Annotated in this window: 29 protein-coding genes; 25 read left to right on the top strand and 4 right to left on the bottom strand. The window is 71.3% G+C overall.

What is annotated here, in order from left to right; translation table 11 throughout:
- The first annotated feature begins 10 nt into the window (after positions 1 to 10).
- Positions 11 to 2,053, top strand: a complete 2,043-nt coding sequence (gene paaZ, locus ACWA7K_RS16065) for a phenylacetic acid degradation bifunctional protein PaaZ (RefSeq protein ID WP_456168838.1) — start codon at positions 11 to 13, stop codon at positions 2,051 to 2,053.
- Between the two features lie 115 nt (positions 2,054 to 2,168).
- On the opposite strand, the gene ACWA7K_RS16060 is transcribed toward paaZ, so the two are convergent.
- Positions 2,169 to 2,531, bottom strand: a complete 363-nt coding sequence (locus tag ACWA7K_RS16060) for an HU family DNA-binding protein (RefSeq protein WP_456162405.1) — start codon at positions 2,529 to 2,531, stop codon at positions 2,169 to 2,171.
- A gap of 307 nt (positions 2,532 to 2,838) precedes the next feature.
- Between ACWA7K_RS16060 and ACWA7K_RS16055 the strand changes: the two genes are divergently transcribed.
- The 10 genes from ACWA7K_RS16055 (at position 2,839) to ACWA7K_RS16010 (ending at position 9,949) form a co-directional block, all read left to right on the top strand.
- Positions 2,839 to 3,408 carry a glycine zipper 2TM domain-containing protein gene (locus tag ACWA7K_RS16055; RefSeq protein WP_456162404.1) on the top strand — a complete coding sequence of 190 codons (570 nt, stop codon included), beginning with the start codon at positions 2,839 to 2,841 and terminating at the stop codon, positions 3,406 to 3,408.
- Between the two features lie 87 nt (positions 3,409 to 3,495).
- The gene (locus tag ACWA7K_RS16050; RefSeq protein WP_456162403.1) at positions 3,496 to 3,954 is read left to right on the top strand and encodes a Fur family transcriptional regulator; all 459 of its coding nucleotides are present in this window, start codon (positions 3,496 to 3,498) and stop codon (positions 3,952 to 3,954) included.
- On the top strand, positions 3,951 to 4,073 hold the full coding sequence (locus ACWA7K_RS16045; RefSeq protein ID WP_456162402.1) for a hypothetical protein: 123 nt from the start codon (positions 3,951 to 3,953) through the stop codon (positions 4,071 to 4,073). Before ACWA7K_RS16050 ends, ACWA7K_RS16045 begins: the two co-directional genes overlap by 4 nt.
- Positions 4,074 to 4,081: 8 nt before the next feature.
- The gene (locus tag ACWA7K_RS16040; protein ID WP_456162401.1) at positions 4,082 to 4,831 is read left to right on the top strand and encodes a metal ABC transporter ATP-binding protein; all 750 of its coding nucleotides are present in this window, start codon (positions 4,082 to 4,084) and stop codon (positions 4,829 to 4,831) included.
- A gap of 17 nt (positions 4,832 to 4,848) precedes the next feature.
- A complete protein-coding gene (locus ACWA7K_RS16035; protein WP_456162400.1) occupies positions 4,849 to 5,778 on the top strand; it encodes a metal ABC transporter permease in 930 nt (309 codons plus the stop codon).
- A complete protein-coding gene (locus ACWA7K_RS16030; protein ID WP_456162399.1) occupies positions 5,775 to 6,740 on the top strand; it encodes a metal ABC transporter solute-binding protein, Zn/Mn family in 966 nt (321 codons plus the stop codon). The genes ACWA7K_RS16035 and ACWA7K_RS16030 overlap by 4 nt, the downstream gene beginning before the upstream one ends.
- Positions 6,737 to 7,297: a ZrgA family zinc uptake protein gene (locus tag ACWA7K_RS16025; protein ID WP_456162398.1), complete on the top strand. Its 561-nt coding sequence runs from the start codon at positions 6,737 to 6,739 to the stop codon at positions 7,295 to 7,297. The genes ACWA7K_RS16030 and ACWA7K_RS16025 overlap by 4 nt, the downstream gene beginning before the upstream one ends.
- Complete coding sequence (locus tag ACWA7K_RS16020; RefSeq protein WP_456162397.1) at positions 7,298 to 8,059, top strand: ABC transporter ATP-binding protein; 762 nt, start codon at positions 7,298 to 7,300, stop codon at positions 8,057 to 8,059. It begins immediately after the preceding gene.
- Complete coding sequence (locus tag ACWA7K_RS16015) at positions 8,056 to 9,333, top strand: ABC transporter permease (RefSeq protein WP_456162396.1); 1,278 nt, start codon at positions 8,056 to 8,058, stop codon at positions 9,331 to 9,333. The genes ACWA7K_RS16020 and ACWA7K_RS16015 overlap by 4 nt, the downstream gene beginning before the upstream one ends.
- A gap of 46 nt (positions 9,334 to 9,379) precedes the next feature.
- On the top strand, positions 9,380 to 9,949 hold the full coding sequence (locus ACWA7K_RS16010) for a DUF3299 domain-containing protein (protein ID WP_456162395.1): 570 nt from the start codon (positions 9,380 to 9,382) through the stop codon (positions 9,947 to 9,949).
- On the opposite strand, the gene ACWA7K_RS16005 is transcribed toward ACWA7K_RS16010, so the two are convergent.
- Entirely contained in the window at positions 9,950 to 11,332 is a 1,383-nt protein-coding gene (locus ACWA7K_RS16005; RefSeq protein ID WP_456210192.1) for an aspartate aminotransferase family protein, read from the bottom strand.
- A gap of 99 nt (positions 11,333 to 11,431) precedes the next feature.
- Here ACWA7K_RS16005 and rpoH point away from each other — a divergent pair, with 99 nt between their 5' ends.
- Entirely contained in the window at positions 11,432 to 12,382 is a 951-nt protein-coding gene (gene rpoH / locus ACWA7K_RS16000; protein WP_456162393.1) for an RNA polymerase sigma factor RpoH, read from the top strand.
- A gap of 28 nt (positions 12,383 to 12,410) precedes the next feature.
- On the opposite strand, the gene ACWA7K_RS15995 is transcribed toward rpoH, so the two are convergent.
- Positions 12,411 to 13,913 (bottom strand): aminotransferase-like domain-containing protein, encoded by a 1,503-nt coding sequence (locus tag ACWA7K_RS15995; protein ID WP_456162392.1) that lies wholly within the window; start codon positions 13,911 to 13,913, stop codon positions 12,411 to 12,413.
- Between the two features lie 148 nt (positions 13,914 to 14,061).
- Between ACWA7K_RS15995 and ACWA7K_RS15990 the strand changes: the two genes are divergently transcribed.
- Genes ACWA7K_RS15990 through ACWA7K_RS15970 form a run of 5 tightly spaced genes read left to right on the top strand, consistent with a single transcriptional unit; the run spans position 14,062 to position 18,431 of the window.
- A complete protein-coding gene (locus ACWA7K_RS15990) occupies positions 14,062 to 14,673 on the top strand; it encodes a LysE family translocator (protein WP_456162391.1) in 612 nt (203 codons plus the stop codon).
- 10 nt (positions 14,674 to 14,683) lie between these two features.
- On the top strand, positions 14,684 to 15,592 hold the full coding sequence (locus ACWA7K_RS15985) for a DMT family transporter (protein WP_456162390.1): 909 nt from the start codon (positions 14,684 to 14,686) through the stop codon (positions 15,590 to 15,592).
- A gap of 55 nt (positions 15,593 to 15,647) precedes the next feature.
- Positions 15,648 to 16,859 (top strand): aminotransferase-like domain-containing protein, encoded by a 1,212-nt coding sequence (locus ACWA7K_RS15980; RefSeq protein ID WP_456162389.1) that lies wholly within the window; start codon positions 15,648 to 15,650, stop codon positions 16,857 to 16,859.
- A 17-nt stretch (positions 16,860 to 16,876) separates the two neighbouring features.
- On the top strand, positions 16,877 to 17,749 hold the full coding sequence (locus ACWA7K_RS15975) for a PhzF family phenazine biosynthesis protein (protein WP_456162388.1): 873 nt from the start codon (positions 16,877 to 16,879) through the stop codon (positions 17,747 to 17,749).
- Positions 17,750 to 17,759: 10 nt separating this feature from the next.
- Positions 17,760 to 18,431: a VOC family protein gene (locus tag ACWA7K_RS15970; RefSeq protein WP_456162387.1), complete on the top strand. Its 672-nt coding sequence runs from the start codon at positions 17,760 to 17,762 to the stop codon at positions 18,429 to 18,431.
- Positions 18,432 to 18,505: 74 nt separating this feature from the next.
- Here ACWA7K_RS15970 and ACWA7K_RS15965 read toward each other — a convergent pair whose 3' ends face one another.
- The gene (locus ACWA7K_RS15965) at positions 18,506 to 18,958 is read right to left on the bottom strand and encodes a c-type cytochrome (protein WP_456162386.1); all 453 of its coding nucleotides are present in this window, start codon (positions 18,956 to 18,958) and stop codon (positions 18,506 to 18,508) included.
- Between the two features lie 229 nt (positions 18,959 to 19,187).
- Here ACWA7K_RS15965 and ACWA7K_RS15960 point away from each other — a divergent pair, with 229 nt between their 5' ends.
- The 8 genes from ACWA7K_RS15960 (at position 19,188) to ACWA7K_RS15925 (ending at position 24,389) form a co-directional block, all read left to right on the top strand.
- Positions 19,188 to 19,883, top strand: a complete 696-nt coding sequence (locus ACWA7K_RS15960; protein WP_456162385.1) for a cytochrome b/b6 domain-containing protein — start codon at positions 19,188 to 19,190, stop codon at positions 19,881 to 19,883.
- A complete protein-coding gene (locus ACWA7K_RS15955; protein ID WP_456162384.1) occupies positions 19,884 to 20,399 on the top strand; it encodes a GNAT family N-acetyltransferase in 516 nt (171 codons plus the stop codon).
- A 75-nt stretch (positions 20,400 to 20,474) separates the two neighbouring features.
- Positions 20,475 to 21,374 (top strand): SMP-30/gluconolactonase/LRE family protein, encoded by a 900-nt coding sequence (locus tag ACWA7K_RS15950; protein WP_456162383.1) that lies wholly within the window; start codon positions 20,475 to 20,477, stop codon positions 21,372 to 21,374.
- 214 nt (positions 21,375 to 21,588) lie between these two features.
- The gene (locus tag ACWA7K_RS15945) at positions 21,589 to 22,143 is read left to right on the top strand and encodes an ATP synthase subunit I (RefSeq protein ID WP_456210190.1); all 555 of its coding nucleotides are present in this window, start codon (positions 21,589 to 21,591) and stop codon (positions 22,141 to 22,143) included.
- Positions 22,133 to 23,017 carry a F0F1 ATP synthase subunit A gene (gene atpB / locus ACWA7K_RS15940; RefSeq protein WP_456162381.1) on the top strand — a complete coding sequence of 295 codons (885 nt, stop codon included), beginning with the start codon at positions 22,133 to 22,135 and terminating at the stop codon, positions 23,015 to 23,017. Before ACWA7K_RS15945 ends, atpB begins: the two co-directional genes overlap by 11 nt.
- 76 nt (positions 23,018 to 23,093) lie before the next feature.
- The gene (gene atpE, locus ACWA7K_RS15935) at positions 23,094 to 23,345 is read left to right on the top strand and encodes a F0F1 ATP synthase subunit C (protein WP_130482658.1); all 252 of its coding nucleotides are present in this window, start codon (positions 23,094 to 23,096) and stop codon (positions 23,343 to 23,345) included.
- Positions 23,346 to 23,382: 37 nt separating this feature from the next.
- Positions 23,383 to 23,853, top strand: coding sequence for a F0F1 ATP synthase subunit B (locus tag ACWA7K_RS15930; protein ID WP_456162380.1), 471 nt, complete (start codon positions 23,383 to 23,385; stop codon positions 23,851 to 23,853).
- A 2-nt stretch (positions 23,854 to 23,855) separates the two neighbouring features.
- The gene (locus ACWA7K_RS15925; RefSeq protein WP_456162379.1) at positions 23,856 to 24,389 is read left to right on the top strand and encodes a F0F1 ATP synthase subunit delta; all 534 of its coding nucleotides are present in this window, start codon (positions 23,856 to 23,858) and stop codon (positions 24,387 to 24,389) included.
- Positions 24,390 to 24,455: the final 66 nt, after the last annotated feature.

Genomic DNA, 24,455 nt, shown 5'->3' with positions numbered 1-24,455 from the left:
CCTTGCCCCGATCGTCCAACTCCAGAGCCACATCGCCGGACGCTGGTTCGGCGCCGAGCCCGGCGCCGTGCTGCGCAGCGCCGTCAACGGCCAGCCGGTCGCGCGCACCCATGCCGATGCGATCGACTTCGGCGAGGCGGTCGACTTCGCCCGCCGCGTCGGCGGTCCGGCCCTGCTGGCGCTGGACTTCCAGCAGCGCGCCCAGCGCCTGAAGGCGCTGGCCAAGTACCTGCTGGAACACAAGGAGACGCTCTACGCGATCTCGGCCCACACCGGCGCCACGCGCGTGGACAGCGCCATCGACATCGAGGGCGGCACCGGCACGCTGTTCTCGTACGCCAGCATGGGCGGCAACGAGCTGCCCTCGGGCAACCTGATCCACGAAGGCCCGGCCACGCAGCTGGGCAAGACCAACCGCTTCGCCGGCAGCCACATCCTGGTGCCGCGCCAGGGCATCGCGGTCCACATCAACGCCTTCAACTTCCCCATCTGGGGACTGCTGGAGAAGTTCGCGCCGTGTTTCCTGGCCGGCATGCCGTGCATCGGCAAGCCCGCCACCGCGACCAGTTACGTGACCGAGGCGATGGCGCGGCTGGTCGATGCCAGCGGCATCCTGCCGCCCGGCGCGATGCAACTGGTGATCGGCGGCACCGGCGACCTGCTCGACCGGCTCGACGGCCGCGACGTGGTCACGTTCACCGGCTCGGCCGACACGGCCGCGAAGCTGCGCACGCATCCGAACATCGTGCGCCAGTCGATCCCGTTCAATGCCGAGGCCGACTCGCTGAACTGCGCCATCCTGGCCCCGGACGTGTCGCCCGACGACGAGGAGTTCGACCTCTACGTCAAGGAAGTCGCCCGCGAGATGACCGTCAAGGCGGGCCAGAAGTGCACCGCGATCCGCCGCGCGATCGTGCCGCGCCAGCACCTCGATGCGGTCGCTCAAGCGCTGCGTGCGCGGCTGGCCAAGACGGTGGTGGGCGATCCGTCGCTGGCCGCCGTGCGCATGGGCGCGCTGGCCTCGCATGCGCAGCTGGCCGACGTGGCCGAGCGTGTCGCCCTGTTGCAGCAGGGTGCCGAGACCGTCTGCAGCGCCGCCGACGGCTTCGCGCCGCAAGGCGAGGGCGTGGCCGAGGGCGCCTTCTTCGCGCCGACGCTGCTGCTCAGCCGCGCGCCGCTGCAGCACGACGCGGTCCATGACCTCGAGGCCTTCGGTCCGGTCAGCACGCTGATGGCCTACGACGACCTCGACGAGGCGATGGCGCTGGCCGCGCGTGGCCGCGGCAGCCTGGTCGGCACGCTGGTGACGCGCGACCCGGCGGTGGCCGCCCGCGTGATCCCGCAGGTGGCGGCGCACCACGGCCGCATGCTGATCCTCGACCGCGAGGCCGCCGCCGAATCGACCGGCCACGGCTCGCCGCTGCCGATGCTCAAGCACGGCGGCCCGGGCCGGGCCGGCGGCGGCGAGGAACTGGGTGGCATCCGCGCCGTCAAGCACTACCTGCAGCGCGCGGCGATCCAGGGTTCGCCGACCATGCTGGCGGCCGTCACCGGCGAACACGTGCGCGGTGCCAAGGTCATCGAGACGGAGGTGCACCCCTTCCGTCGTCACTTCGAGGACCTGCGCATCGGCGAGAGCCTGCTGACGCACCGGCGTACCGTGACCGAGGCCGACATCGTCAACTTCGGCGGCGTCTCGGGCGACTATTTCTACATGCACTTCGACGCGATTGCCGCGCAGGACACGCAGTTCGGCCAGCGCATCGCGCACGGCTACTTCGTGCTGTCGGCCGCCGCCGGCCTGTTCGTCAGCCCGGCACCCGGCCCGGTGCTGGCCAACTACGGCCTGGACACGCTGCGCTTCGTCAAGCCGGTGCCGATCGGCGACACGATCCAGGCCCGCCTGACCGCCAAGCGCAAGATCGACCGCAACCGCACCGATGCCAAGGGCGTCGGCCAGGGCGTCGTGGCGTGGGACGTCGAGGTGACCAACCAGCACGGTGAACTGGTGGCGAGCTACGACATCCTGACGCTGGTCACCAAGCGGGGCTGATCGGCGGGAAGGCCGATCAACACGGGCCGAACCGCACGGCCCCGAAACGACAAGAGGCCCCTCGGGGCCTCTTGTCGTTGGACCGTCAGGTCCGGATCACCGGATCACCGGCTGATCACTTCTTCTTGGCGGCGGCCTTCTTGGCCGGTGCCTTCGCGGCCGGCTTGGCGCCTGCTGCCTTGGCGGCCTTGCGGGCGGCGGCCTTCGGGTCGACGGCGGCCTTGAAGGCGGTGCCCGGGGTGAACTTGGGCAGCTTGACGGCGGCGATCTTGATCTTGTCGCCGGTGCCGGGGTTGACGCCGTTGCGGGCTGCGCGCGCGTGCTGCTTGAACGTGCCGAAGCCGGGCAGCGTGACGCTGCCACCCTTCTTGACGGTCGTCACCACGGTGTCCAGCACGGTGGCGATGATGCGGCCGGCGGCGGCCTTGGTCAGGCCATGGTCGGCGGCCAGTTTCTCGATCAGTTCGGCTTTGTTCATGGGGCTCCTCTGTGGGCTGGGTTGGCCGCCGAGCGCGGGCGGACGGGGCGAATTGTCGCCCAGAGCGATCAGACGACCGATCGGCTGGCGACGGGCTGCGCTGGATCAGGCCATGAGCGTGACGTGATGTCAGTGTGGCCATGCCGGATTGACAGCCGCTTACAACTGTTCCCCCTCTTTCTGGCCTGCCCTTGTCGTCCGCGCTTCAATCGCGGCCGTTGCTTCGTCCTGGCTTGCGTTTGTCAGCGTCGCAAGCCAATCACCTGTACTTGTGTTTCTTGAAGTTCCTGCAGATCGGAGTTCCCTCATGGCCCAGACCCTCGACCCCACCACCGTCGCCCCCGCCGCACGTTCGCTGCCGACCGGCTGGATCGTCGGCGGCGTCATCGCGCTGCTCGCCGTCGGTGGCGGTGCCTACTTCGCTGGCCGCCAGTCGCCCGCCGCGCCGGTCGAGGCCGCTGCGGTCGAGCCGGCCGGCAAGGCCGTGCACAACGCCAAGGCGCCGGCCGAGCGGTCCGACCGGGTGGAGTCCGCTGCGCCGGCCTGCGCCGACTGCGGCGTCGTCGAGTCGGTCACCGCCGTCAAGCGCAAGGGTGAAGGCAGCGGCGTCGGCGCGGTCGCCGGCACCGTTGTCGGCGGTGCCGTCGGCAACCAGTTCGGCAAGGGCGACGGCCGCACCGCGATGACGGTGCTGGGCGCCATCGGCGGTGCTGTCGCCGGCCACGAGGTCGAGAAGCAGGTCAAGGCCAAGACGGTCTACGTTGTCAAGGTCCGCACCGAAGGCGGTGAGCTGCGCACGGTCGAACAGGCCACCGCCCCGGCCGTCGGCGCGCGCGTCAAGGTCGAGGGCAAGACGCTGCGCCCGCTGCAGGGCTGAGGCCGGACCGCGCCCGATCCACGGGCGGATTCCCCTGCTGTTGATACGGCGTTCTCATTAATATTGAGAGGACCGTATCATCTGGGCATGTCCTCCGGTCATGTCCCTGCCCACGCACATTCCGAACGGCCAGCCGGTGCCCGCAGCACGCGACAGCGTGGCGCCGTCCAGGCCAGCCTGCTGGCCGCCGGTCGGCCGCTGACGGCGCCCGAGCTGCTGGCCGCCGCGCAGGCGACGGTGCCCGGGCTGGGCATCGCCACCGTCTACCGCCATCTCAAGGCCCTGCAGGTCGACGCCCGGGTGCGCACGCTCGAACTGCCCGGCCAGCCGGTGCGTTACGAGTGGATCGTGCAGGCGCACCTGCACCACTTCCACTGCCAGCGCTGCAACCGCGTCTACCCGCTCGACGGCTGCCCCGGCCAGATCGAGCAGATCGCCCCGGCCGGCTTCGTCGTCGAACGCCATGAGCTGACGCTGCACGGCCTGTGCGGCGACTGTGCGGCGGCCCCTGCCGCTGCCGACCCCGTCCCCGGAGCCCCGGCATGACGGCCAGCCGCGCCGGCCGCGTCCGGACCGACCCGGCAGACTGGTCCGTCGCGCTGCGCCTGCTGGCCGCCGCCGCCGTGCTGGTGCCGCTGTGGGCCGGCGTGGTCTGGTCGTCCTGAGGCGGACCATGCATACCGTCCTTCCGCCTGCGGCCCTGACGCTGCACGAGCTGGCGCTGGCCCCTGCCGGCCGGACCGTGCTGGCCGGCCTGTCCGGGCGTTTCCCGCGCGGCAGCGCCACGGCCGTGCTGGGCCCCAACGGCATCGGCAAGAGCACGCTGCTCGCGGCGCTGGCCGGGCGTCTGCGGCCCAGCGCCGGGCGCATCGAACGCCCTGCCGATGGCCGGCTGGCCGAGCTGACCCAGGCCGATGCGGTCGACCGCCGTTTCCCGATCGACCTGCGCGGCTATGTCGCCACCGGCCTGTGGCCGCGCCTGGGCGCGTGGCGCGGCATGGGTGCGGCCGAGCGTCGCGCGCTGGATGCCGTGCTGGCGCGCTTCGACCTCGTCGCGCTGGCCGACGTGCCGCTGGCCGAGCTGTCGGCCGGGCAGTGGCAACGCGCCCGGCTGGCGCGCGTCTGGCTGCAGGACGCCGACCTGCTGCTGCTCGATGAGCCCCATACCGCCCTGGACCAGGCCTCGGCCGAGCGGCTGGACGAGCTGCTGCGACAGGCCCTTGCGCAAGGCCGCACGGTGGTGGCCGTGCTGCACGAGCGTCACCCGTTGCCCGCGCTGTTCGACGAGGCCCTGCTGCTGCAGCCTGGCCCGCCAGGCACCGGCCCGGACAGCGGCGTGTCGCGCTGCGCATCCTGGGGACCGGTGCGGGCTCGCTCGCCGCAGGTCGCGCCCGGGCGGTCACCCTGGCCCTGCGCGGCCTGAGCCGATCCCGCAAGCCGATGAACACCTGGATCGAGACCGCCAGCCTCAGCCTTGCCGGTGCCGGGCTGATCGAGCCGTTCGCCGACTACGGCTTCATGCGCCGCGCGCTGCTTGCCACGCTGGCGCTGACCCTGACCGCCGCGCCGCTCGGCTGCCTGCTGGTGCTGCGCCGCATGAGCCTGGTGGGCGAGGCCGTGGCCCACGCGCTGCTGCCCGGTGCCGCCGTGGGCCATGCGTTGGCGGGGTTGTCGCTGCTGGCGATGACCGCCGGCAGCCTGGTCGCCGCGGCGCTGGTGGCCTGCGTGGCCGGACTGGCCAGCCGCCACACCCGCCAGCATGAGGACGCCGGCTTCTCGGCCTTCTACCTGATCGCCCTGGCCGCCGGCGTGCTGCTGATGGCGCGCGGCAGTGGCGGGCCTGACCTGCTCCACCTGCTGTTCGGCAGCGTGCTGGCGGTCGATGCGACCGCGCTGCTCGCGCTGGCGGCCCTGTCCAGCCTGATGCTGCTGGCGCTGGCCGCCGGCTGGCGCGTGCTTGTGTTCGACAGCCTGGACCCGGCCTTCCTGCGTGCCAGTTCAGGCACGGGCGGCACGCGGGCCGGCCGCTGGGGCCACGCGCTGCTGCTGGCGCTGCTGGTGCTGCACCTGGTCGGCGCGCTGCAGGCGCTGGGTGCGTTGATGGCGATCGGCCAGCTGATGCTGCCGGCGCTGGCCGCGCGTTTCTGGAGCCGCAGCCTGACCGGCATGGTGCTGGGCGCCTGGGCGATCGGCACGCTGTCCGGTGTCGGCGGGCTGCTGCTGTCCTTCCATGCCGAACTGCCGTCCGGCCCCGCGATCGTGCTGCTGGCCGGTCTGGCCTATGTCGGCTCGCTGCTGTTCGGGCGGGTCGACGGCGTCTGGCGCAACCGGCGCGCCTACGGTCCGCTGGGAACGGCGGTGCAGCCATGACGGCGGTCGATCGGTCCGGGCGCACGCGTCGCGCATGGCTGCTGGCGGCGGGCGCGTCCGTGCTGCCTGTGCTGTCGGTGCAGTCGTTGCCGATGGCCCGTGCGGCATCGTCATCCGGTCGACCCCTGCGCCTGGTCGCCAGCTTCTCGATCCTGGCCGACCTGGTGCGCGAACTGGCGCCGCCACAGGCCGAGGTCAGCGCGCTGGTCGGACCCGAGGCCGACACCCACGCCTACTCGCCCACGCCGGCCGATGCGCGGCGGCTGGTCGATGCCGACCTGCTGTTCGTCAACGGCCTGGGCTTCGAGGGCTGGTTGCCGCGTCTGCGCGAGGCCGCATCGGCGTCGCTGCCGATGGTCACGGCGGCCGACGCGATCGAGCCGCTGCGGCGCGGGCCGCTGCCCGATCCGCACCTGTGGCACGACCCGGCGCGGGTGCGCCAGGTGGCTCAGCTGCTGAGCCAGTCGCTGCAGCGCCGCGTGCCGGACCGCGCCGGTCTGCTGCGCGAGCGGCTGGCCGATTTCCTGGTCCGGCTCGACCGGGTCGATGCCGACGCGCGTCGCCGCCTGCAGGACCTGCCCGAAGGCCAGCGGCGCTTCTACACGCCGCATGGCGGCTACGCCTATCTCGCGGCGTCCTACGGGCTGGACATGGTCACGCCGCTGGCCGCGTCCGGCGCCGACCTGGAGCCTTCGGCGGCGGCCGTCGCGCGGCTGGTCACGCTGCTGCGCAAGACCGGCGTGCGCGCGGTCTTCGTCGACGCGCTGCGCGACGAGCGCCTGATGCGCCAGATCGCGCAGGACAGCGGCGCGGTGGTCGCCCGCAAGCGCCTGCACGGCGACGCGCTGACGCGGCCCGGCGGCGAGGCCGACAGCTGGCTGGCGCTGATGTCGCACAACACCCGCGCCCTGGCCGAGGCACTCGGCGCCCCGATGCCTGGAACCCCTGGAGAACGCACATGACCGATGTCACCGATCAACCCTTCGGACGACCCGCGCGTGCCGGGCTGACCTGGCTGCTGCCGCTGCTGGCCTGGCACGGTGCCGTGCAGGCGCAGACCCATGCCCATCAGCACGGCGCCATCGCCCTGTCGATCGGCATCGAGGCCGCCACGCTGACCGTGCAGCTTGAGGCGCCGCTGGACAGTCTGGTGGGCTTCGAACACGCGCCCCGCACCGCCGCCCAGAAGCAGACCGCGCAGACGCTGCTGAGCCGTCTGCGCACGCCGGCAGGGCTGTTCAGGCCGGACGCCGCCGCCGGCTGCACGCCCGGCGCGTTCGAGATCGAACCCGGCGTGCTGGAAGCGGGCGGCACCGCGTCATCCGACGGCCATGCCGACCTGGAGGCGACCTGGACGTGGACGTGCGCCAACCCGGTCGCCTTGCGCAGCCTCGACCTGGACGGGCTGCTGAAGGCCGCCCCGCGCATCGCCCGCGTCAGCGGCCAGATCGCCGGTCCGCAAGGCCAGTTCAAGGCCGAGCTGAAGCGCCCGGCCACCGTGTTGCGCTGGGGCCGCTGAATGACGGGCGCACCGATCCCGCCGCCCGCGCCGCCGCCCGCGTCACTGTTGCGCATCGCGGCGCTGCGCCACGGCTGGCCGGGCGAGCCGCGCGACGTGCTCGACATCGACACGCTCGACCTGCCCGCCGGCCAGACCGCCTTCGTGCGCGGTCCCAGCGGCTGCGGCAAGAGCACGCTGCTGGCGGTGATCGCGGGGGTGCAGCGCGCCCGCGCCGGACGGGTCGAGCTGCTGGGCCAGGACTGGGCCGCGTTGCCGGCCTCGGCCTGCGACCGGCGCCGGGCCGATCACATCGGCATCGTGTTCCAGCAGTTCAACCTGCTGCCCTACCTGTCGGTGCTCGACAACGTGCTGCTGCCCTGCCGCCTGTCGGCGCTGCGGGCGCGCCGGGCCGGTGCCGATGCGCGCGCGCGTGAACGCGCCGCCCGCGCGCTGCTCGACCGCGTGGGCCTGCGCGGCGAGCTGGCCACGCGCCGGGCCGACCGCCTCAGCGTGGGCCAGCAGCAGCGCGTGGCCGCCGCCCGCGCGCTGATCGGCGCGCCCGAGCTGGTGCTGGCCGACGAGCCGACCTCGGCGCTCGACGAGGCCCGTCGCGACGCCTTCATGGACCTGCTGCTGGGCGCCTGCGCCGAGGCCGGCAGCACGCTGGTCTTCGTCAGCCACGATGCCCGGCTGGCGCCGCGTTTCGACCGCGTGATCGACCTGACGTTGATCAACCGCGCGGACGTCGGCGGTGACCTGCTGGCCGAGGATCCGGCATGAACGCCGCGATGTTCTCGCTGGCGCTGCGCAGCGCCTGGAACCGGCGCGGCGTGCTGGCGCTGGTGGTGGCGTCGATCGCGCTGTCGACGCTGCTGCTGGTGGGCATCGAGCGGATCCGCCACGAGGTGCGCGACAACTTCTCGCAGGCCGTCTCGGGCACCGACCTGATCGTCGGCGCGCGCACCGGGCCGGTCCAGCTGATGCTGTATGCGGTCTTTCGCATCGGCAGCGCAACCAACAACATCGGCTGGGCATCCGTGCAGATGCTCGAACAGCACCGCGCCGTCGCCTGGACCCTGCCGATCGCGCTGGGCGACAGCCACCGCGGCTACGCCGTCGTCGGCACCCGGGCGGCCTATTTCGAACGTTTCCGCTACGGCGAGAAACAGGCGCTGCAGCTGCGCGAGGGCCGGCCCTTCGTCGACGGCATCGACGGCGTGTTCGATGTCGTGATCGGTTCGGAGGTCGCGCGCCGGCTCGGCTACGGCCTGGGCCAGCGCGTCGTGCTGAGCCACGGCGACGGCGCCATCGCGGCCAACGACCATGCCGACAAGCCCTTCAAGGTGGTCGGCATCCTGGCGCCCACCGGCACGCCGGTCGACCGTTCGCTGCACGTCTCGCTGGAGGCGATCGAGGCGCTGCACATCGACTGGCAGGCCGGCGTGCCGGTCGCGTCGATGGCGGTACCGCTCGACCAGCTGGCGCAGCAGGACCTGACGCCACGCAGCGTCACCGCCGTGCTGGTCGGGCTGAAGTCGCGCGCGGCGGTGTTCTCGGTCCAGCGCCAGATCGCCAACCACCGCGCCGAGCCGCTGCTGGCCGTGCTGCCCGGCGTCGCGCTGGACGAGCTGTGGGAGGTCATCGGCATCGGCGAACGGGGCCTGCTGGCGGTCGGCGCGCTGGTCTCGGTCGTCAGCCTGGCGGGGCTGGTCGCGGTGATCCTGGCCGGGCTGGCGCAGCGTCGGCGCGAGCTGGCGATCCTGCGCGCGGTCGGCTGCGGTCCGCGCACGCTGCTGGGCCTGCTGGCGCTCGAAGGTGCGCTGGTCACGCTGGCCGGCGTCGTGCTGGGCCTGCTGGCCGGCGCGCTGCTGCTGGTGCTGGGCGCCGACCTGGTCCAGCAGCACACGGGCCTGCGCCCGAGCCTGGGTTGGCCCGCCGCCGACGAATGGCGCTGGGTCGGTGCGGTGCTGCTGGGTGGCTGGACCGCCAGCCTGCTGCCCGGCTGGCGCGCCTACCGGCTGTCGCTGGCCGATGGTCTTTCGCCCCGGCTTTGAACGTCCGCACCGATCCCCGAAGATCACGACTTTCCGGAGCCCCCTCATGAGTCACGTCCGCGTGCTGAACCGCCGTCACCTGCTGCACGTCGCCGTCGCGACCGGCCTGGCCGTGTCGTCGCCGTGGAGCCTGGCGGCCGAGCCGAAGGACGCGCCGAAAGAGCTCCCCTGGGACGCGCTGATGCCCAAGAACTGGGACCCGATGAAGGGCTTCAAGGGCCGCAACTTCCAGGGCCTGATGGACGGCGACCCGAAGACGCAGGCGCTGATGGACGAGCTGCGCGCGGCCTGGGACAAGGCGCCGACGGTGCCCGAGCTGGACGGCCGCAGCATCCGCATCGCCGGCTACGTGGTGCCGCTCGAAGAGAGCAAGGGCGAACTGCGCGAGTTCCTGCTGGTGCCCTACTTCGGCGCCTGCATCCACACGCCGCCGCCGCCGGCCAACCAGATCATCCACGTCGAGCCGATCAAGCCGGTCAAGGGCATCAAGGGCATGGTGCCGGTCTGGGCCAGCGGCACGCTGAAGGTCCGGCGCGACGAGTCGGCGATGGGCGTCAGCGGCTACCACCTCGACGCCGTCAAGGTCGAGCCCTACGAGGAACGCGCTGGCCGTTGATCAGGCCACGATCTCGGCCAGGATCGTGTCCAGCCCGTCGAGCAGCCGCCGCACGTCGTCGTCGCCGGTGGCCGGGCAGCACAGCAGCATGTTGTGGAAGGGCGTGATCAGCACGTCGCGGTTGAGCAGCGCCAGGTGGATCAGCGCCTCCAGCGCCGGGTCCATCGCCGCCTCGGCCTCGGCGCCGCTGCGGGGTGGCGTGGGGCAGAACTGGAACTCGCAGCGCGCGCCCAGCTGCGTCACGCACCAGGGCAGGCCGTGGCGGGCGATCAGGCTGCGCAGGCCGGCGGCCAGTTCGCCCGAGCGGGTCAGCATCGGCGCGTAGACGGCGTCGGTCAGCAGCGTCTCCAGCGTGGCGCGCATCGCGGCCATCGCCAGCAGGTTGCCGCTCAAGGTCGTGCCGATGCCGGAATGGCCGGGCGGCGCGTCGCGCTTGGCCCGCATCGCCCGTTCGGCCCATTCGGCGCTGAAGCCGTAGGCCGCGCAGGGCATGCCCGCGCCGATCGCCTTGCCGACCACCAGCGCGTCCGGGTCCAGCCCGATCGCGCCGGCCATGCCGCCCGGGCCGACGCTGAGCGTGTGGGTCTCGTCGGCGACCAGGGCGGTGCCGGCGCGGCGGATCAGCGCGCGCGCGGCCGGCCAGTAGCCCGGGTCGGGCAGCACCATGCCGACGTTGGTCATCGCCGGCTCGGCCAGCACGCAGGCGACGTCGCCACCGGCCAGCGCGGCGTCCAGCGCGTCGAGGTCGTTGAAGGGCACGACGACGGTGTGCAACCGCAGGTCGTGGACCTGACCGAGCAGGCTCGGGCGCTGCACCGGCCGGCCGTCGACCAGGTCGACGAAGACGTCGTCGACGGTGCCGTGGTAGCAGCCGTCGAACACCAGCACCTTCGGCCGCCCGCTGGCCGCGCGCAGCCAGCGGATGACGTAGCGGTTGGCGTCGCTGGCGCTCATCGCGAACTGCCATTGCGGCAGGCCGAACCGGGCGGCCAGCAGCTCGCCGACGACGGCCGCGTCCTCGCCGGCCAGCATCGCCGTGCTGCCACGCGCGGCCTGGCGTGCCAGCGCCTGCACGACCGCCGGCGGCGCGTGGCCGAACATCGCGCCGGTGTCGCCCAGGCAGAAGTCGGCGCGCTCGTGGCCGTCCAGGTCGACCACGCGGGCGCCCTCGGCCCGGTCGATCTGCAGCGGGAAGGGCGTGCCCCAGTCCTGCATCCAGTGCAGCGGCACGCCGAACATCAGGTGAGCGGCCGCGCGCGCGGCCTGCGCCCTCGACCGCGGCTGTCGCGCGACATAGGCGGCGCGCTCGCGGTCCATCAGGGCCTGCAGGGCAGCGGATCGGTGCGGCGAGACCTTGTTCACGGTGGAGGCTCCGGTGGTCATGGCTTGTTCATTTTCGGCCGGAAGGGACGAAGTCCGGCGCTTAGCACTCTCGGGGTGCGACTGCTAACATCGAGGAACTCCAGGAGCCCAGACCCGTCTATGTCCACCATGAACCTGTCTGCTTCCACTGCCAGCAACGCCGTCATCGTCCGCGATCCGTGGTCGCTGCTGCCGTCGCTTGGCAACCTCGATGCCTACATCAGCGCCGTCAACCGGCTGCCGCTGCTGACGCCGGAGGAAGAAGTGCGCTTCGCCCGCCAGCTGCGCGACGAGCAGAACGTCGAAGCCGCCGGTCGACTCGTCCTGTCGCACCTGCGGCTGGTCGTCTCGGTGGCGCGCCAGTACGTCGGCTACGGCCTGCCGCAAGGCGACCTGATCCAGGAAGGCAACGTCGGCCTGATGAAGGCCGTCAAGCGCTTCGACCCGGAACAGGGCGTGCGTCTGGTCAGCTACGCGATGCACTGGATCAAGGCCGAGATCCACGAGTACATCCTGAAGAACTGGCGCGTCGTGAAGCTCGCGACCACCAAGGCGCAGCGCAAGCTGTTCTTCAACCTGCGTTCGATGAAGCGCCAGCTCAAGGGCGAGGCCGCCGAGGCGCAGGACGGTTCGACCCACCGCACCACCCTGACCGACGCCGAGATCGACACCGTCGCGCGTGAACTCAACGTCAAGCGCGAGGAGGTCATCGAGATGGAGGCCCGCTTCGCCGGCGGCGACGTCGCGCTGGAGCCGGGTGCGAACGAGGACGACGAGAGCTACGCGCCGATCGCCTACCTCGCCGACGAGCGCCAGGAGCCGACCCGTGCGCTCGAAGCCCGTCACCGCGACGAGCTGGCCGGCCCTGGCCTGATCCGCGCGCTGGACGTGCTCGACGCCCGCAGCCGTCGCATCGTCGAGCAGCGCTGGCTGCAGGTGAACGACGACGGCTCCGGCGGCATGACGCTGCACGAGCTGGCGGCCGAATACGGCGTCAGCGCCGAGCGCATCCGCCAGATCGAGGTGGCCGCGATGAAGAAGATGCGCAAGGCGCTGGTCGAACACGCCTGAACGCGCGTCGGCCGACTTCCCCCCACGATCACGCCGGCTTCGAGCCGGCGTTTTTCATGCGCGCGGCCGAGAAGGCTTTCCAGAACGCGCTGTCCTGCGAGCTGGCGAAGTTGATGCGCATGGCGGTGCTCGGACGCCGGTTGGCGTGGAACAGCGTGCCCGGCGCGATCAGCCAGCCGGCGTCGAGCAGCGGCAAGGCCAGCCGTTCGGTGTCCACGCCGGTCTCGACCCAGCCGAACAGGCCTTGCGGCGGCGTCAGGAAGCGGCAGCCGGCTGACTCGGCCAGCCGCACGCTGCGGGTCCGGGCGGCGGCCAGCAAGGTGCCGACCCGCTCGGCGTGGCGGCGCAGCAGGCCCTGTTCGAGGCAGATCGCCACGGCCTGCTCGAACAGCGCCGGACTGGTCAGCGTGCCCAGCATCTTGGTGTCGACCAGCCGGTCGACCAGCCCGGCCGGCGCGGCCAGGTAGCCGACCCGCCAGCTCGGCGCCAGGATCTTCGAGAAGCCGCTGACGTAGATCGTGCGCTGCAGGCCGTCCAGGGCGGCCAGCCGGGGCGCGTGGGGCGGCGCGAGGTAGGCGTAGGTGTCGTCCTCGGCGATCAGGAAATCGTGCGCCTGCGCCAGCTGCAGCAGCCGGTGCGCCGTGTTCAGGCCCAGCGTGTGGCCGGTCGGGTTGTGCAGCACCGACACCGTCACGTACAGGCGCGGCCGATGCTCGCGGGCCAGCGCGTCCATCACGTCCAGATCGGGGCCGTCGGCGCCGCGCGGCACCGGCAGCAGGCGCAGGCCCTGTCGCGACAGGCGGGCCGATTCGACCGCCCAGCCCGGGTCGTCGATCAGCACCGCGTCGCCGGGGGCGAGCAGGGTGCGCGAGATCAGCTCCAGCGCATGGGTCGCGCCGACGGCGGTGACGATGCGCTCCGGCGCGGCCGGGATGCCCAGGTCCTGCAGGCGGTGCGACAGCGCCTCGCGCAGGCGCCGGTCGCCGGCCGCCTCGCCATAGAGCAGCGACGAGGCGGCCGCGCCGGCGTGGCGGTCATCGGCCATCACGCGGCGCAGGGCGCCATGCAGCAGCGGCAGGTCCAGCCAGGCGGCGGGCAGGGTGCCGAGGCCGGGGCCGGGCTTGCCGCCGCTGGCCTGGAACATGCCGCGGATCAGCGCGGTCGCGTCGATCGGGGCGACCTGCGGGCCGGCCGGGCCGGACGCCCCAGGCTCGCCGGCCGCACCGGACCCCGCCACCGCCGGACCGCTGCGGGCGGCCGCCGGATCGGCCTGCGGGCCGCGCACGAAGAAGCCGCGCTGCTTGCGGGCCTCGACCAGGCCTTGCGCCAGCAGCTGGTCGTAGGCCGCGACGACGGTGTGCGGGCTGACGCCGTGTCGGCGCGCCGCGTCGCGCACCGACGGCAGGCGCGCGCCGGGGGCCAGCAGGCGCTGGCGGATCCGTTCGGCCACCTGGCCGGCGAGCTGTTCGCTCAGGGTCTGGCCGCTGTGGCGGGTCAGGGGCGCGGCCGACAATGGCAGTGCGGTGGTCATGTCCAGGCTCCGGCGGATGGGGTGTATCGCCAGGATCGGCCATACAGATCACCGCTGTGATCGGTCCAACTGTACTGCTTGTGTGTCGTTCGTCGCGCCTAGACTGTGGCGCATGCCTTCCACCCTGTCGCCCCAACCCGAGTTCGCCATGCCGCTTGCCGACTACCTTGCGCTGCTGGCGATGATCACGGCGATGGCCTTCACCCCCGGCCCGAACACCACGCTGTCGACCGCCTTGGCGGCCAACCTGGGGCTGCGCCGCGCGATGCGTTTCGTGCTGGCGGTGCCGGTCGGCTGGCTGCTGCTGCTGCTCGGGGCCAGCCTGGGCGTGGCCGGCGCGGTGCGGGCCTGGCCGCCGCTGGGCTGGGCGATCCAGGCGATCGGGCTGGGCTACATGGTGCTGCTGGCGTCGCGGCTGTGGCGCTCGCGCCAGATGTCCGAGGCCGATGCCGCGCAGCTCGACGTCGGCTTCCGCGAGGGCGTCGCGCTGCAGTTCGTCAACATCAAGGCGTGGATGGCGGCGCTGACCGTCAGCGCCGGCTGGGTGCTGCCCGGGCCGCTCGGCGAGCGCCTGCTGGTGGTCGTGCCGACGATGATGTTCTACGCCTTCGCCAGCAACTTCAGCTATGCGCTGGTCGGCGCGTTGCTGCGGCACTGGCTGGCGCAGGGCCGGCGGCTGCTGGTCTTCAACCGGGCGATGGCGACGCTGCTGGCGCTGACTGCGCTGTGGCTGGCGCTCGGTGGCGCGCTGCGTGGCTGAGGGCGACGACATGAACACCCCCACCCGACACGACGAGACCCGCGGCCTGTGGCTGGGCCTGCTGGGCGTGCTGATCTTCGCGCTGACCTTCCCGATGACCCGGCTGGCGGTCGGCCCGCAGGACGCGCCGCAGCTGCCGCCGTTCTTCGTCACCGCCGCGCGTGCCGCCGGTGCCGGCCTGCTGAGCGCGGCGTGGTTGCGCTGGCAGGGCGCGAGCCGGCCGCGTCGCGAGGAATGGGCGCCGCTGGCCGTCAGCGCGCTGGGCACCGTGCTGGGCTTCCCGCTGTTCATCGCGCTGGCGCTGCGCCAGGTGCCGGCGATGCACGCCGCCGTCATCACCGGCGTGCTGCCGCTGGCGACCGCTGCGCTGGCCGCGTTCCGGCTGCGCCAGCGCCCTTCGCCGGCCTTCTGGCTCTGCGCGGTCGGCGGTTGCGCGCTGGTGCTGTCCTTCGCGTGGCAGGCCGGCGGCGGCACGCTGGTGCTGGCCGACCTGTGGCTGCTGCTGGCGGTGGCCAGCGCGGCCATGGGCTATGTGTCGGGCGCGCAGCTGTCGGCGCGTCGGCCGGCCGAACAGGTCATCGGCTGGGTGCTGGCCTGTTCGCTGCCGCTGACGCTGCCCGCCGCGCTGCTGGCCTGGCCCGAGGCGCCGGCCCGCGCCGCATCCTGGGCCGCCCTGGGTTACCTGAGCGTCTTCTCGATGTGGCTCGGCTTCTTCGCCTGGTACCGCGCGCTGGTGCTCGGCGGCATGGTGCGGGTCAGCCAGGTGCAGCTGGTGCAGCCCTTCCTCGCGCTGCTGATGGCCGTGCCGGTGCTCGGCGAGCCGCTCGATGCCGTCACGCTCGGCTACGCGCTGGCGGTGATGGCGCTGGTGCTGATCGGCAAGCGCGCGCCGGTGCGGGCCGCCACACCGTCGCGCTGACAATCCCGCCCCTGATCTCGTCCCCACCACGGAACCCGGCTCGCCGGAGCTCGCCATGACCACGAACACGTCCCTCCCGACCCCGCCCTGGCACCTGGCGCAGCGCGCCGCACGGCTCAACCCGTCGGTCATCCGCGAGATCCTGAAGGTCACCGAGCAGCCGGGCATCCTGTCGCTGGCCGGCGGTCTGCCGTCGCCCGACGCCTTCCCGATCGAGGCCATGCGCGAGGCCAGCGAGCGCGTGCTGCGTGACCACCCGCGCGAGGCGCTGCAGTACGCCGCCAGCGAGGGCTACGGCCCGCTGCGCGACTGGGTCGCCCACCACCTGAAGACCCAGGGCATGGACGTGCAGGCCAGCCAGGTGCTGATCACGACCGGCTCGCAGCAGGGCCTGGACCTGGTCGCCAAGGTGCTGGTCGACCCGGGGGCGCCGGTGGCCGTCGAGACGCCGACCTACCTCGGCGCGCTGCAGGCCTTCTCGCCGTTCGAGCCGCGCTTCATCTCGGTCGACAGCGACGAGGAAGGCGCCCGGCCCGAGTCGCTGCGTGCGCTGTCGATGCACGCGCCGGCCGGCCGCTTCTTCTACGTGTTGCCCAACTACCAGAACCCCACCGGCCGCGTGATGGGCGAGGCCCGCCGCGCCGCGCTGGTCGAGGCGGCGCAGCAATCCGGCGTGCCGCTGGTCGAGGACAACCCCTACGGCGACCTCTGGTATGACGCGCCGCCGCCGCCCGCGCTGACCGGCCGCTGGGCCGACGGCTCGATCTACCTGGGCTCGTTCTCGAAGGTGCTGGCGCCCGGCCTGCGGCTGGGCTATGTCGTGGCGCCGCCGACGCTCTACCCGAAGCTGCTGCAGGCCAAGCAGGCCGCCGACCTGCACACGCCGGGCTACAACCAGCGCATCGTCCACACCGTCATCGCCGACGGTTTCCTGGACCGCCACCTGCCGACCGTGCGGGCCCGCTACAAGGCCCAGCGCGACGCGATGCAGCAGGCGCTGGTCCGCCACCTGCCGGCCGGCACGCGCTGGAGCCAGCCGCAGGGCGGCATGTTCTTCTGGCTGACGCTGCCCGAGGGCTGCGACGCCATCGCGCTGCTGCCGCAGGCGGTCGAGGCCGGCGTGGCCTACGTGCCCGGCGCGGCCTTCTATGCCGACCATGCCGACGCGCGCACCGTGCGCCTGTCCTTCGTGACGCTGAGCCCCGAGCAGATCGAGGCGGCGGTGTCGTTGCTGGGCGGCGTGCTGCGCCGCCATCTCGAACGCTGAGCCAGGAGCCCGAGACCATGACGAACGTGACGCGCCGCTACGCCCAGGTCGACGTCTTCAGCGCCCGGCCGATGCTCGGCAACCCGCTCGCGGTGGTCGTCGACGGCGAGGGCCTGGACGAGGCCACGATGCAGGCCTTCGCCCGCTGGACCCAGCTGAGCGAGACCACCTTCCTGCTGCCGCCGACCGATCCGGCGGCCGACTACCGGGTGCGCATCTTCACGCCCGGCCGCGAGCTGCCGTTCGCCGGCCACCCGACGCTGGGCAGCTGCCAGGTCTGGCTGGACCACGGCGGCGTGCCCCAACGTGACGGCGAGATCGTCCAGCAGTGCGGCGTCGGGCTGGTGCGCATCCGCCGCCAGACGCGTGCGGACGGTGGCACGCGGCTCGCCTTCGCCGCACCGCCGCTGCGCCGCAGCGGTCCTGTCGATGCCGCCGTGCATGCGCAGGTGCTGGCCGCTTTGCAGTTGCCGGCCGAGGCGGTGCGCGCGGTGCAGTGGGTCGACAACGGCCCGCCCTGGATCGCCGCGCTGCTGCACGACGCCGCGGCGGTGAACGCGCTGCGGCCCGATCCGCTGCACATGCGTGGCCTGGAACTGGGCGTCGTCGGCGCCTACCCGCCGGGCGGCGAACTCGACTTCGAGGTGCGCGCCTTCGTGCCCGAACTGGGCGTGCCCGAGGACCCGGTCACCGGCAGCCTGAACGCCGGCATCGCGCAATGGCTGATCGGCGCGGGCATCGCGCCGACGCGCTACGTGGCCGGACAAGGTCGTGCGCTGGGCCGCGATGGCCGCATCCATGTCGAGGCCGAAGGCGGTGCCGACGGCGACGTGGTCTGGATCGGCGGCGATGTCTGCGGCCTGATCGCCGGCACCGTCCGGCTCACCTGAAGCGCAGGCCATGCACGTCGAACCCGATCACCTGGTCCTGGCCTGCCGCGATCTCGACAGCGGCGCGCGCTGGCTGGCCGAGCGCCTTGGCGCCGAACCCGTCGCAGGCGGCCGGCATGCCTTCATGGGCACGCACAACCGGCTGCTGCAGGTCAGCTCGCCGAGCCACGCGCGGTGTTGCCTCGAACTGATCGCCATCGACCCGGACGCGCCGCCGCCGTCCCGCCCGCGCTGGTTCGGGCTCGACGACGCGGCGCTGCAGGCGCGGCTGGCCGACGCGCCCGAGCTGGTCGCGTGGGTCGGCCGCTCGCCGCAGATCGACATGCACCGCTGGGGCCTGATCACCGTCGGGCTGCAACCCGGCACCACCGTGGCCACCGAACGTGCGGTACCCGGTTCGGCCACGCCGCTGCGCTGGCAGATCGTGCTGCGCGACGACGGCACGACGCTGCTGGGCGGCGCCGTGCCGGTGCTGATCCAGTGGATGACCGGTCACCCCTGCGACCACCTGCCCGACAGCCCCGTTCGGCTGCGGCGGCTGGCCGTGCGTGGCCTGCCCGCCCGTGCCCGCGACGTCATGCGCCTGCGTGGCGTGCAGGGCGAGGACGGCGCCGAGGCGCCGGCCCTCTCGGCCACCTTCGACACCCCGCTGGGCGAGGTGGTGCTGCGCAGCGCCGGCTGAGCAGCGGCCATGAAAAAAGGCCCGTCGAGGACGGGCCTTGTGCAGGAGGCGAAACGGGCCGGAGCCCGTCGCGATCACTCCTTGCGGAAATCGTCGTGGCAGCCCTTGCAGGTCTTGCCGGTGTCGCCGAAGGCGGCCTTGAACTGGTCGGCGTTGCCGGACTTGGCGGCGACGTTCAGCGCGGCCATCGCGTCCTGCATCTTCTTGGCGGCGGCGTTGAACTTGGCCTGGTCGGACCAGATTTCCGGCTTGGCCTTGGTGTCGCCCTTGTCGCTGTCCGGGACGAAGCCGGCGAACGGCAGGGTCGACAGGGTCGTGGCGATCGCGATGTTGTCGGCGGCGACCTTGGCATCGAAGGGCACCTTGCCCTGCACCATCGGGCCGAGGCGGCCGAAGTGCGAAGCCATGACCGTGAAGGCGGCCTTGCGGTACTTGATTGCGTCTTCAGGCTTCTGGAACTGCGCGGCGGCCGGCAGGGCCAGCAACAGGCCGAGGGAGGCGCTCAGGGCGAGGGTGAGGCGTTTCATCGACGTTGACTCCGGTGCATGCATGAGGTGTTGTGGAAGGGGGCGTTCTGAGCCAAGTCAAGACCTGTCCAGAAGCTGACTCAGTGTACGCTTCGGTTCCGTGAATTTAAGCCGCACTTCATCCTCGTGAGTCGCGCGCAACAGCGTTCCTGAACGGCGCTTCTGCAGGCCGGCCACACGACGCGACGATGACTGAAACCGTGAAGGGATCGCTACGATGCCGGCCGTGATGAGCGCTGACACCCCACCTTCCTCCGTGCGCCGCGTGCGCGTCTGGGACCTGCCGACGCGGCTGTTCCACTGGTCGCTTCTGGCCTGCGTCAGCGGTGCCATCGTGACCGCCAAGGTCGGCGGCAACGCGACCGCCTGGCATTTCCGGCTGGGCCTGGCGACGCTGGCGCTGATCACCTTCCGGCTGGTCTGGGGCCTCGTCGGCGGACGCTGGTCGCGCTTCACGTCCTTCCTCTACGGCCCCGGCGCGATGCTGCGCTACCTGCGTGGCCAGCCGCGTCCGGGCGAGCACTTCGAGATCGGCCACAACCCCCTGGGCAGCCTGTCGGTCTTCGGCCTGCTGGGCATCCTGTCGGTGCAGGTGGCCACCGGCCTCGTGGCCGACGACGAGATCGCCAACACCGGCCCGCTGATCAGCCTGGTGACCGGCGCGGTGTCGAGCGCCGCGACCGCCTGGCACAAGACCGGCGGCCAGTGGCTGATCTTCGGCCTGGTCGGGCTGCACGTCGCGGCGATCCTGTTCTACCGGCTGCGCAAGCGCATCGACCTGATCGGGCCGATGCTGCACGGCGACAAGCTGGTCGAGGTCGATGCGCCCGACACCGGCGACACGCCGCTGCGCCGCGTGCTGGCGCTGCTGATCGGCGCGGGCTGCGCCGCGCTGGCGGTCTGGGTGAACTCCTTCGGGGCCTGAATGGACGCGGCGACTCCGGAGCTGATGCTGGTCCGGGCCGAATCCCCGGAGTCGATCGACGCGATCCGCGCGACCTTCCGCGAGTACGCCGAGAGCCTCGGCATCGACCTGTGTTTCCAGGGCTTCGACGACGAGCTGGCCGGTCTGCCCGGCGACTACGCCGAACCGCGCGGCCTGCTGCTGCTGGCGATGGTCGACGGCGAGGTGGCCGGCTGCGGCGCCTTCCGCCCTTTGCCCGATGCCGACGAGCCCAATGCCTGCGAGATGAAGCGGCTGTTCGTGCGCCGTGCCTTCCGGCGCTTCGGCTTCGGCAGGCTGATCGCCGAACACCTGCTGGACCGCGCCCGCGAGGCCGGCTATTCGTCGATGTACCTCGACACGCTCGACGACATGGAGGCCGCGCGCGAGCTCTACGCCTCGCTCGGTTTCGTCGAGGTTCCACCGTATTACTACAACCCCTTGCCCGGGGCGCACTACCTGCGCGCGGACCTGATCGGTGGCGTCACGCGCTACTGACGCCTGACGAGCCGCTGCGGTTACCGCGCGGTACGGCCTTAGCATCGCGCCGCCCCGAAACCGGAGACCGCGCCCATGCACCTCGACGAAGACATCCGACCGGTGACCGAACCGGCCCTGCTCGGCGAATCGCCGATGTGGCACCCGATCGAGCAGGTGCTGTACTGGTGTGACATCCCCGGCAAGCGGCTTCATCGGCTGGATCCGGTCACCGGCGCGACGCAGCGCTGGGACTTCCCGGTCGAACCGGCCTGCTGCGCACCGGTGCTTGGCGGCGGCCTGCTGCTGGGCATGCGCGACGGCATCTGGCGCTTCGACCCGCGCACCGCCGGGCGCGCCCGGCTGGTCGAGCCGCCCTATGACGTCGCCACCGAGCGCTTCAACGACGGCAAGTGCGATCCGCAAGGGCGCTTCTGGGTCGGCACCATCCATGAACCCCGCCAGCCCGAGGCCGCGCTGTACCGCTTCCAGCCGGGCTCGCTCGATCGGGTCGCCGGCGGCATCACCACCAGCAACGGCCTGGGCTGGAGCCCGGACGGGCGGACGATGTACTGGTCCGACACCAAGTCGCACCGGATCCGCGCCTTCGATTTCGATCCCGCCGACGGCAGCCTGAGCGGCGAGCGTGTCTTCATGGACTTCCCGGTCAAGCAGGCGGGCCAGGACCTGTCGACCTACGGCGGTCGCCCGGACGGCGCGGCGGTCGACAGCGAAGGTTGCTACTGGGCCGCGATGTTCGAGGGCCAGCGCCTGCTGCGCATCTCGCCGGAAGGGCGCATCGTCCGCGAGGTCCGCCTGCCGGTGCGTTGTCCGACGATGCCGTGTTTTGGTGGTGCCGACCTGCGCACGCTCTTCATCACCACCGCCCGCGAGAACCGGCCGGAAGCCGAACTCGCCGAACAGCCTTGGGCCGGCTGCGTGCTGCAGATGCGGGTCGACGTGCCGGGCCTTCCGGTGCACTTCGCCCGCGCCTGATCCACCGGTCGGACGCGACGTACGACGCGGATGCAAGCGATGTCCGATGGCATCGAAAGGGCATTCCGCGTGACTTCCTTGTGCTGTTGTTTTCTGCGCACGCTCCAGGTGCGTCCGCCCCGGAGTGGTGTTTCGCCGCTTCGGAAGTGGCTGGAAGTGTGGGGGTTTCCACGTACAATTCGCCGGCTTTGCTGGACCCGACCGGAACAACGCCATGGCCACGGTTTCACGAGAACCCGACGGCGAGCCTGAAAAGGCGTGGCGCGACAGTCAGGTCGATCCCCTTGATGCTGAACACGATGCTGAGCAGCCCGTCAGGGTCTGGACCCGGGAAGAGGTCCAGGCACTGCGGTCCCGGCTCCCGCTGTTGTCTCCCTGGCGGGTGGTGGCGGTGCAGGCTGCGGCAGGGGCGCTGGTGGTCATCCTGGGATGGCTGCTGGTGGGTCGTCAGGAAGCTGTGTGGTCCGCGCTGTATGGTTCGGCCGCCGTGGTTCTGCCCAACGCCTTGATGGCGCGCGGGATGGGCCGCCTCCCGGTGGAGAGGGCGAGCGCTGCGGCGTTCGGCTTCATGGTCTGGGAGTTCGCGAAAGTCGCATTGACCGTCGCCATGCTGGCGGCGGCGGTGAAGGTTGTGCCCGATCTGAGCTGGCCAGCATTGCTGGCGGCCGTGGTCGTGTGCCTCAAGGTGAATTGGCTGGCCTTGCTGCTGCAGGGCTGGAAGATCAAACGGTCTCCGGACCAGCGTTCGAGTACCCACGATGGCTGCTGAAGGACAAGTTGCGGAACACCATGCCCCGAAGGCGGGCGAGTACATCGTTCATCACCTGCAGCACCTGCAGAAGAACTTTGACTTCCAGAGCGTGAAGCAGACGTCGATCGTCGACTTCAGCGTCTTCAATTTCGACTCCCTGGTGTACTCGGTCCTGCTGGGTGTCATCGGCTGCTTCCTGCTGTGGCGCGCGGCGCGCAACGCGACCTCCGGTGTCCCGGGGCGCTTCCAGGCTGCGGTCGAGATCCTGGCGGAAATGGTCGAGAACCAGGCCAAGGGCGTGATCCACAACGCCAAGAGCCGCAAGCTCGTCTCGCCGCTGGCGCTGACCGTGTTCGTCTGGATCTTCCTGATGAACTTCATGGACATGCTGCCGGTCGACCTGATCCCCCAGATCTGGCACTCCGCCGGTCCTGCCCTGGGCTTCAAGGACTACATGCGCGTCGTGCCGACCGCCGACCTGTCGACGACGCTCGGCCTGTCGACCAGCGTGCTGCTCGTCTGCATCTTCTACAACATCAAGATCAAGGGCCTGGGCGGCTGGGCGCATGAACTGGTCGCGGCACCGTTCGGCGACAAGGTCGTGCTCTACCCGATCAACTTCCTGATGCAGATGATCGAGTTCTTGGCCAAGACCGTCTCGCACGGCATGCGGCTGTTCGGCAACATGTTCGCCGGCGAACTCGTGTTCATGCTGATCGCCCTGATGGGCGGTGCCTTCACCCTCAGCGCCACGGGCATCGGCCTGGCGATCGGTCATCTGATCGCCGGCACGGTCTGGACGCTGTTCCACATCCTCGTGATCACGCTTCAAGCCTTCATCTTCATGATGCTGACGCTGATCTACGTGGGTCAGGCGCACGACGCGCACTGAGTCCGAGGCGTCGTCCGGCCCTCATCGCTCTCTCCCTTTTCCTCACCCTTACCTTCCAATCCAACAGGAGAACTTCATGGAAAACGTCCTCGGCTTCGTCGCTCTGGCTTGCGGTCTGATCGTGGGTCTGGGCGCCATCGGCGCTTCGATCGGCATCGCCCTGATGGGTGGCAAGTTCCTCGAGTCGTCGGCTCGCCAGCCTGAGCTGATCAACGAACTGCAGACCAAGATGTTCATCCTGGCCGGCCTGATCGACGCGGCCTTCCTGATCGGCGTGGCCATCGCCCTGCTGTTCGCCTTCGCGAACCCGTTCGTCATCGCGGCCTGATTCCTCACGACCCTTTCACGAGCGAAAGGATCGAGCCGTGAACATCAACGCAACCCTGATCCTGCAGGCGATCGTCTTTGCGATCCTTGTCTGGTTCTCGATGCGCTTCATCTGGCCGCCGCTGACCAAGGCGCTGGACGAACGCGCGCAGAAGATTGCCGACGGCCTCGCGGCTGCCGACAAGGCCAAGTCCGAGCTGGCGACGGCCAACAAGCGCGTCGAAGAGCAGCTGGTCCAGTCGCGCAACGAGACGGCCAAGCTCCTGGCTGACGCCGAGAAGCGCGCCCAGGCCATCGTCGACGAGGCGAAGCGCCGTGCCGAGGAGGAGGGCGCGAAGATCGTCGCCGCCGCCAAGGCCGAAGCCGAGCAACAGTCCATCCAGGCTCGTGAAGCTCTGCGTGAACAGGTCGCCGGCCTTGCCGTCAAGGGCGCCGAGCAGATCCTCAAGCGCGAAGTCAACGCCGCCGTGCATGCAGAACTGCTTGCGCGTCTGAAGACGGAGCTCTGAGCATGGCCGAGCTCGCAACCATCGCGCGTCCCTATGCGGAAGCGCTGTACCAGGTCGCGCGCCAAGGCAACGTCTCGGACTGGGGCCGGCAATTGCAGGCCCTGGCCGAGGTGGCAGCTCACGAAGGCGTGCGCCAGCTCGCCGGCAACCCCAAGGTGACCTCTGAACAGGTCTACGAGGTGGTGACCGGCGCGGTGCAGTCCGAGCTGCTTCCTGGCGTGCAGAACTTCCTGCGCACCGTGATCGACAACGGGCGCCTGACTGTCCTGCCGCAAGCGGTTGAACAGTTCCATGCGCTGGTCAACGCGGCCACGGGCGTTTCTGACGCGGTCATTCACAGTGCCTTCCCGATCGATGCCCAGCAACTGGCTGAAGTCGTGTCGGCACTCGAGCAGCGTTTCGGACGCAAGCTCGCAGCCACCGTCGTCGAGGCCCCCGAGTTGATCGGTGGTGTCCGCGTGGTGGTTGGCGACGAGGTGCTCGACACCTCGGTGAAGGCCCGTCTCGAACGCATGAAGGTGGCGCTGGGTGCCTGAGGCACCGAGCACATCCCCACATCCCCGAGTCAAGCGACGCCACTCAGCGATGAGGCCGATTGACCA

The organism is Leptothrix mechoopdaensis (SeqCode) (assembly GCF_053893855.1).
This window is presented reverse-complemented; position numbering and strand designations above follow the sequence as displayed.

Coding starts and splice junctions, on each gene's coding strand:
- ACWA7K_RS16060 (WP_456162405.1), bottom strand. CDS start 2,531: ATGAACAAAGCCGAACTGATCGAGAAACTGGCCGCCGACCATGGCCTG.
- ACWA7K_RS16055 (WP_456162404.1), top strand. CDS start 2,839: ATGGCCCAGACCCTCGACCCCACCACCGTCGCCCCCGCCGCACGTTCG.
- ACWA7K_RS16050 (WP_456162403.1), top strand. CDS start 3,496: ATGTCCTCCGGTCATGTCCCTGCCCACGCACATTCCGAACGGCCAGCC.
- ACWA7K_RS16045 (WP_456162402.1), top strand. CDS start 3,951: ATGACGGCCAGCCGCGCCGGCCGCGTCCGGACCGACCCGGCAGACTGG.
- ACWA7K_RS16040 (WP_456162401.1), top strand. CDS start 4,082: ATGCATACCGTCCTTCCGCCTGCGGCCCTGACGCTGCACGAGCTGGCG.
- ACWA7K_RS16035 (WP_456162400.1), top strand. CDS start 4,849: ATGAACACCTGGATCGAGACCGCCAGCCTCAGCCTTGCCGGTGCCGGG.
- ACWA7K_RS16030 (WP_456162399.1), top strand. CDS start 5,775: ATGACGGCGGTCGATCGGTCCGGGCGCACGCGTCGCGCATGGCTGCTG.
- ACWA7K_RS16025 (WP_456162398.1), top strand. CDS start 6,737: ATGACCGATGTCACCGATCAACCCTTCGGACGACCCGCGCGTGCCGGG.
- ACWA7K_RS16020 (WP_456162397.1), top strand. CDS start 7,298: ATGACGGGCGCACCGATCCCGCCGCCCGCGCCGCCGCCCGCGTCACTG.
- ACWA7K_RS16015 (WP_456162396.1), top strand. CDS start 8,056: ATGAACGCCGCGATGTTCTCGCTGGCGCTGCGCAGCGCCTGGAACCGG.
- ACWA7K_RS16010 (WP_456162395.1), top strand. CDS start 9,380: ATGAGTCACGTCCGCGTGCTGAACCGCCGTCACCTGCTGCACGTCGCC.
- ACWA7K_RS16005 (WP_456210192.1), bottom strand. CDS start 11,332: ATGACCACCGGAGCCTCCACCGTGAACAAGGTCTCGCCGCACCGATCC.
- rpoH (WP_456162393.1), top strand. CDS start 11,432: ATGTCCACCATGAACCTGTCTGCTTCCACTGCCAGCAACGCCGTCATC.
- ACWA7K_RS15995 (WP_456162392.1), bottom strand. CDS start 13,913: ATGACCACCGCACTGCCATTGTCGGCCGCGCCCCTGACCCGCCACAGC.
- ACWA7K_RS15990 (WP_456162391.1), top strand. CDS start 14,062: ATGCCGCTTGCCGACTACCTTGCGCTGCTGGCGATGATCACGGCGATG.
- ACWA7K_RS15985 (WP_456162390.1), top strand. CDS start 14,684: ATGAACACCCCCACCCGACACGACGAGACCCGCGGCCTGTGGCTGGGC.
- ACWA7K_RS15980 (WP_456162389.1), top strand. CDS start 15,648: ATGACCACGAACACGTCCCTCCCGACCCCGCCCTGGCACCTGGCGCAG.
- ACWA7K_RS15975 (WP_456162388.1), top strand. CDS start 16,877: ATGACGAACGTGACGCGCCGCTACGCCCAGGTCGACGTCTTCAGCGCC.
- ACWA7K_RS15970 (WP_456162387.1), top strand. CDS start 17,760: ATGCACGTCGAACCCGATCACCTGGTCCTGGCCTGCCGCGATCTCGAC.
- ACWA7K_RS15965 (WP_456162386.1), bottom strand. CDS start 18,958: ATGAAACGCCTCACCCTCGCCCTGAGCGCCTCCCTCGGCCTGTTGCTG.
- ACWA7K_RS15960 (WP_456162385.1), top strand. CDS start 19,188: ATGAGCGCTGACACCCCACCTTCCTCCGTGCGCCGCGTGCGCGTCTGG.
- ACWA7K_RS15955 (WP_456162384.1), top strand. CDS start 19,884: ATGGACGCGGCGACTCCGGAGCTGATGCTGGTCCGGGCCGAATCCCCG.
- ACWA7K_RS15950 (WP_456162383.1), top strand. CDS start 20,475: ATGCACCTCGACGAAGACATCCGACCGGTGACCGAACCGGCCCTGCTC.
- ACWA7K_RS15945 (WP_456210190.1), top strand. CDS start 21,589: ATGGCCACGGTTTCACGAGAACCCGACGGCGAGCCTGAAAAGGCGTGG.
- atpB (WP_456162381.1), top strand. CDS start 22,133: ATGGCTGCTGAAGGACAAGTTGCGGAACACCATGCCCCGAAGGCGGGC.
- atpE (WP_130482658.1), top strand. CDS start 23,094: ATGGAAAACGTCCTCGGCTTCGTCGCTCTGGCTTGCGGTCTGATCGTG.
- ACWA7K_RS15925 (WP_456162379.1), top strand. CDS start 23,856: ATGGCCGAGCTCGCAACCATCGCGCGTCCCTATGCGGAAGCGCTGTAC.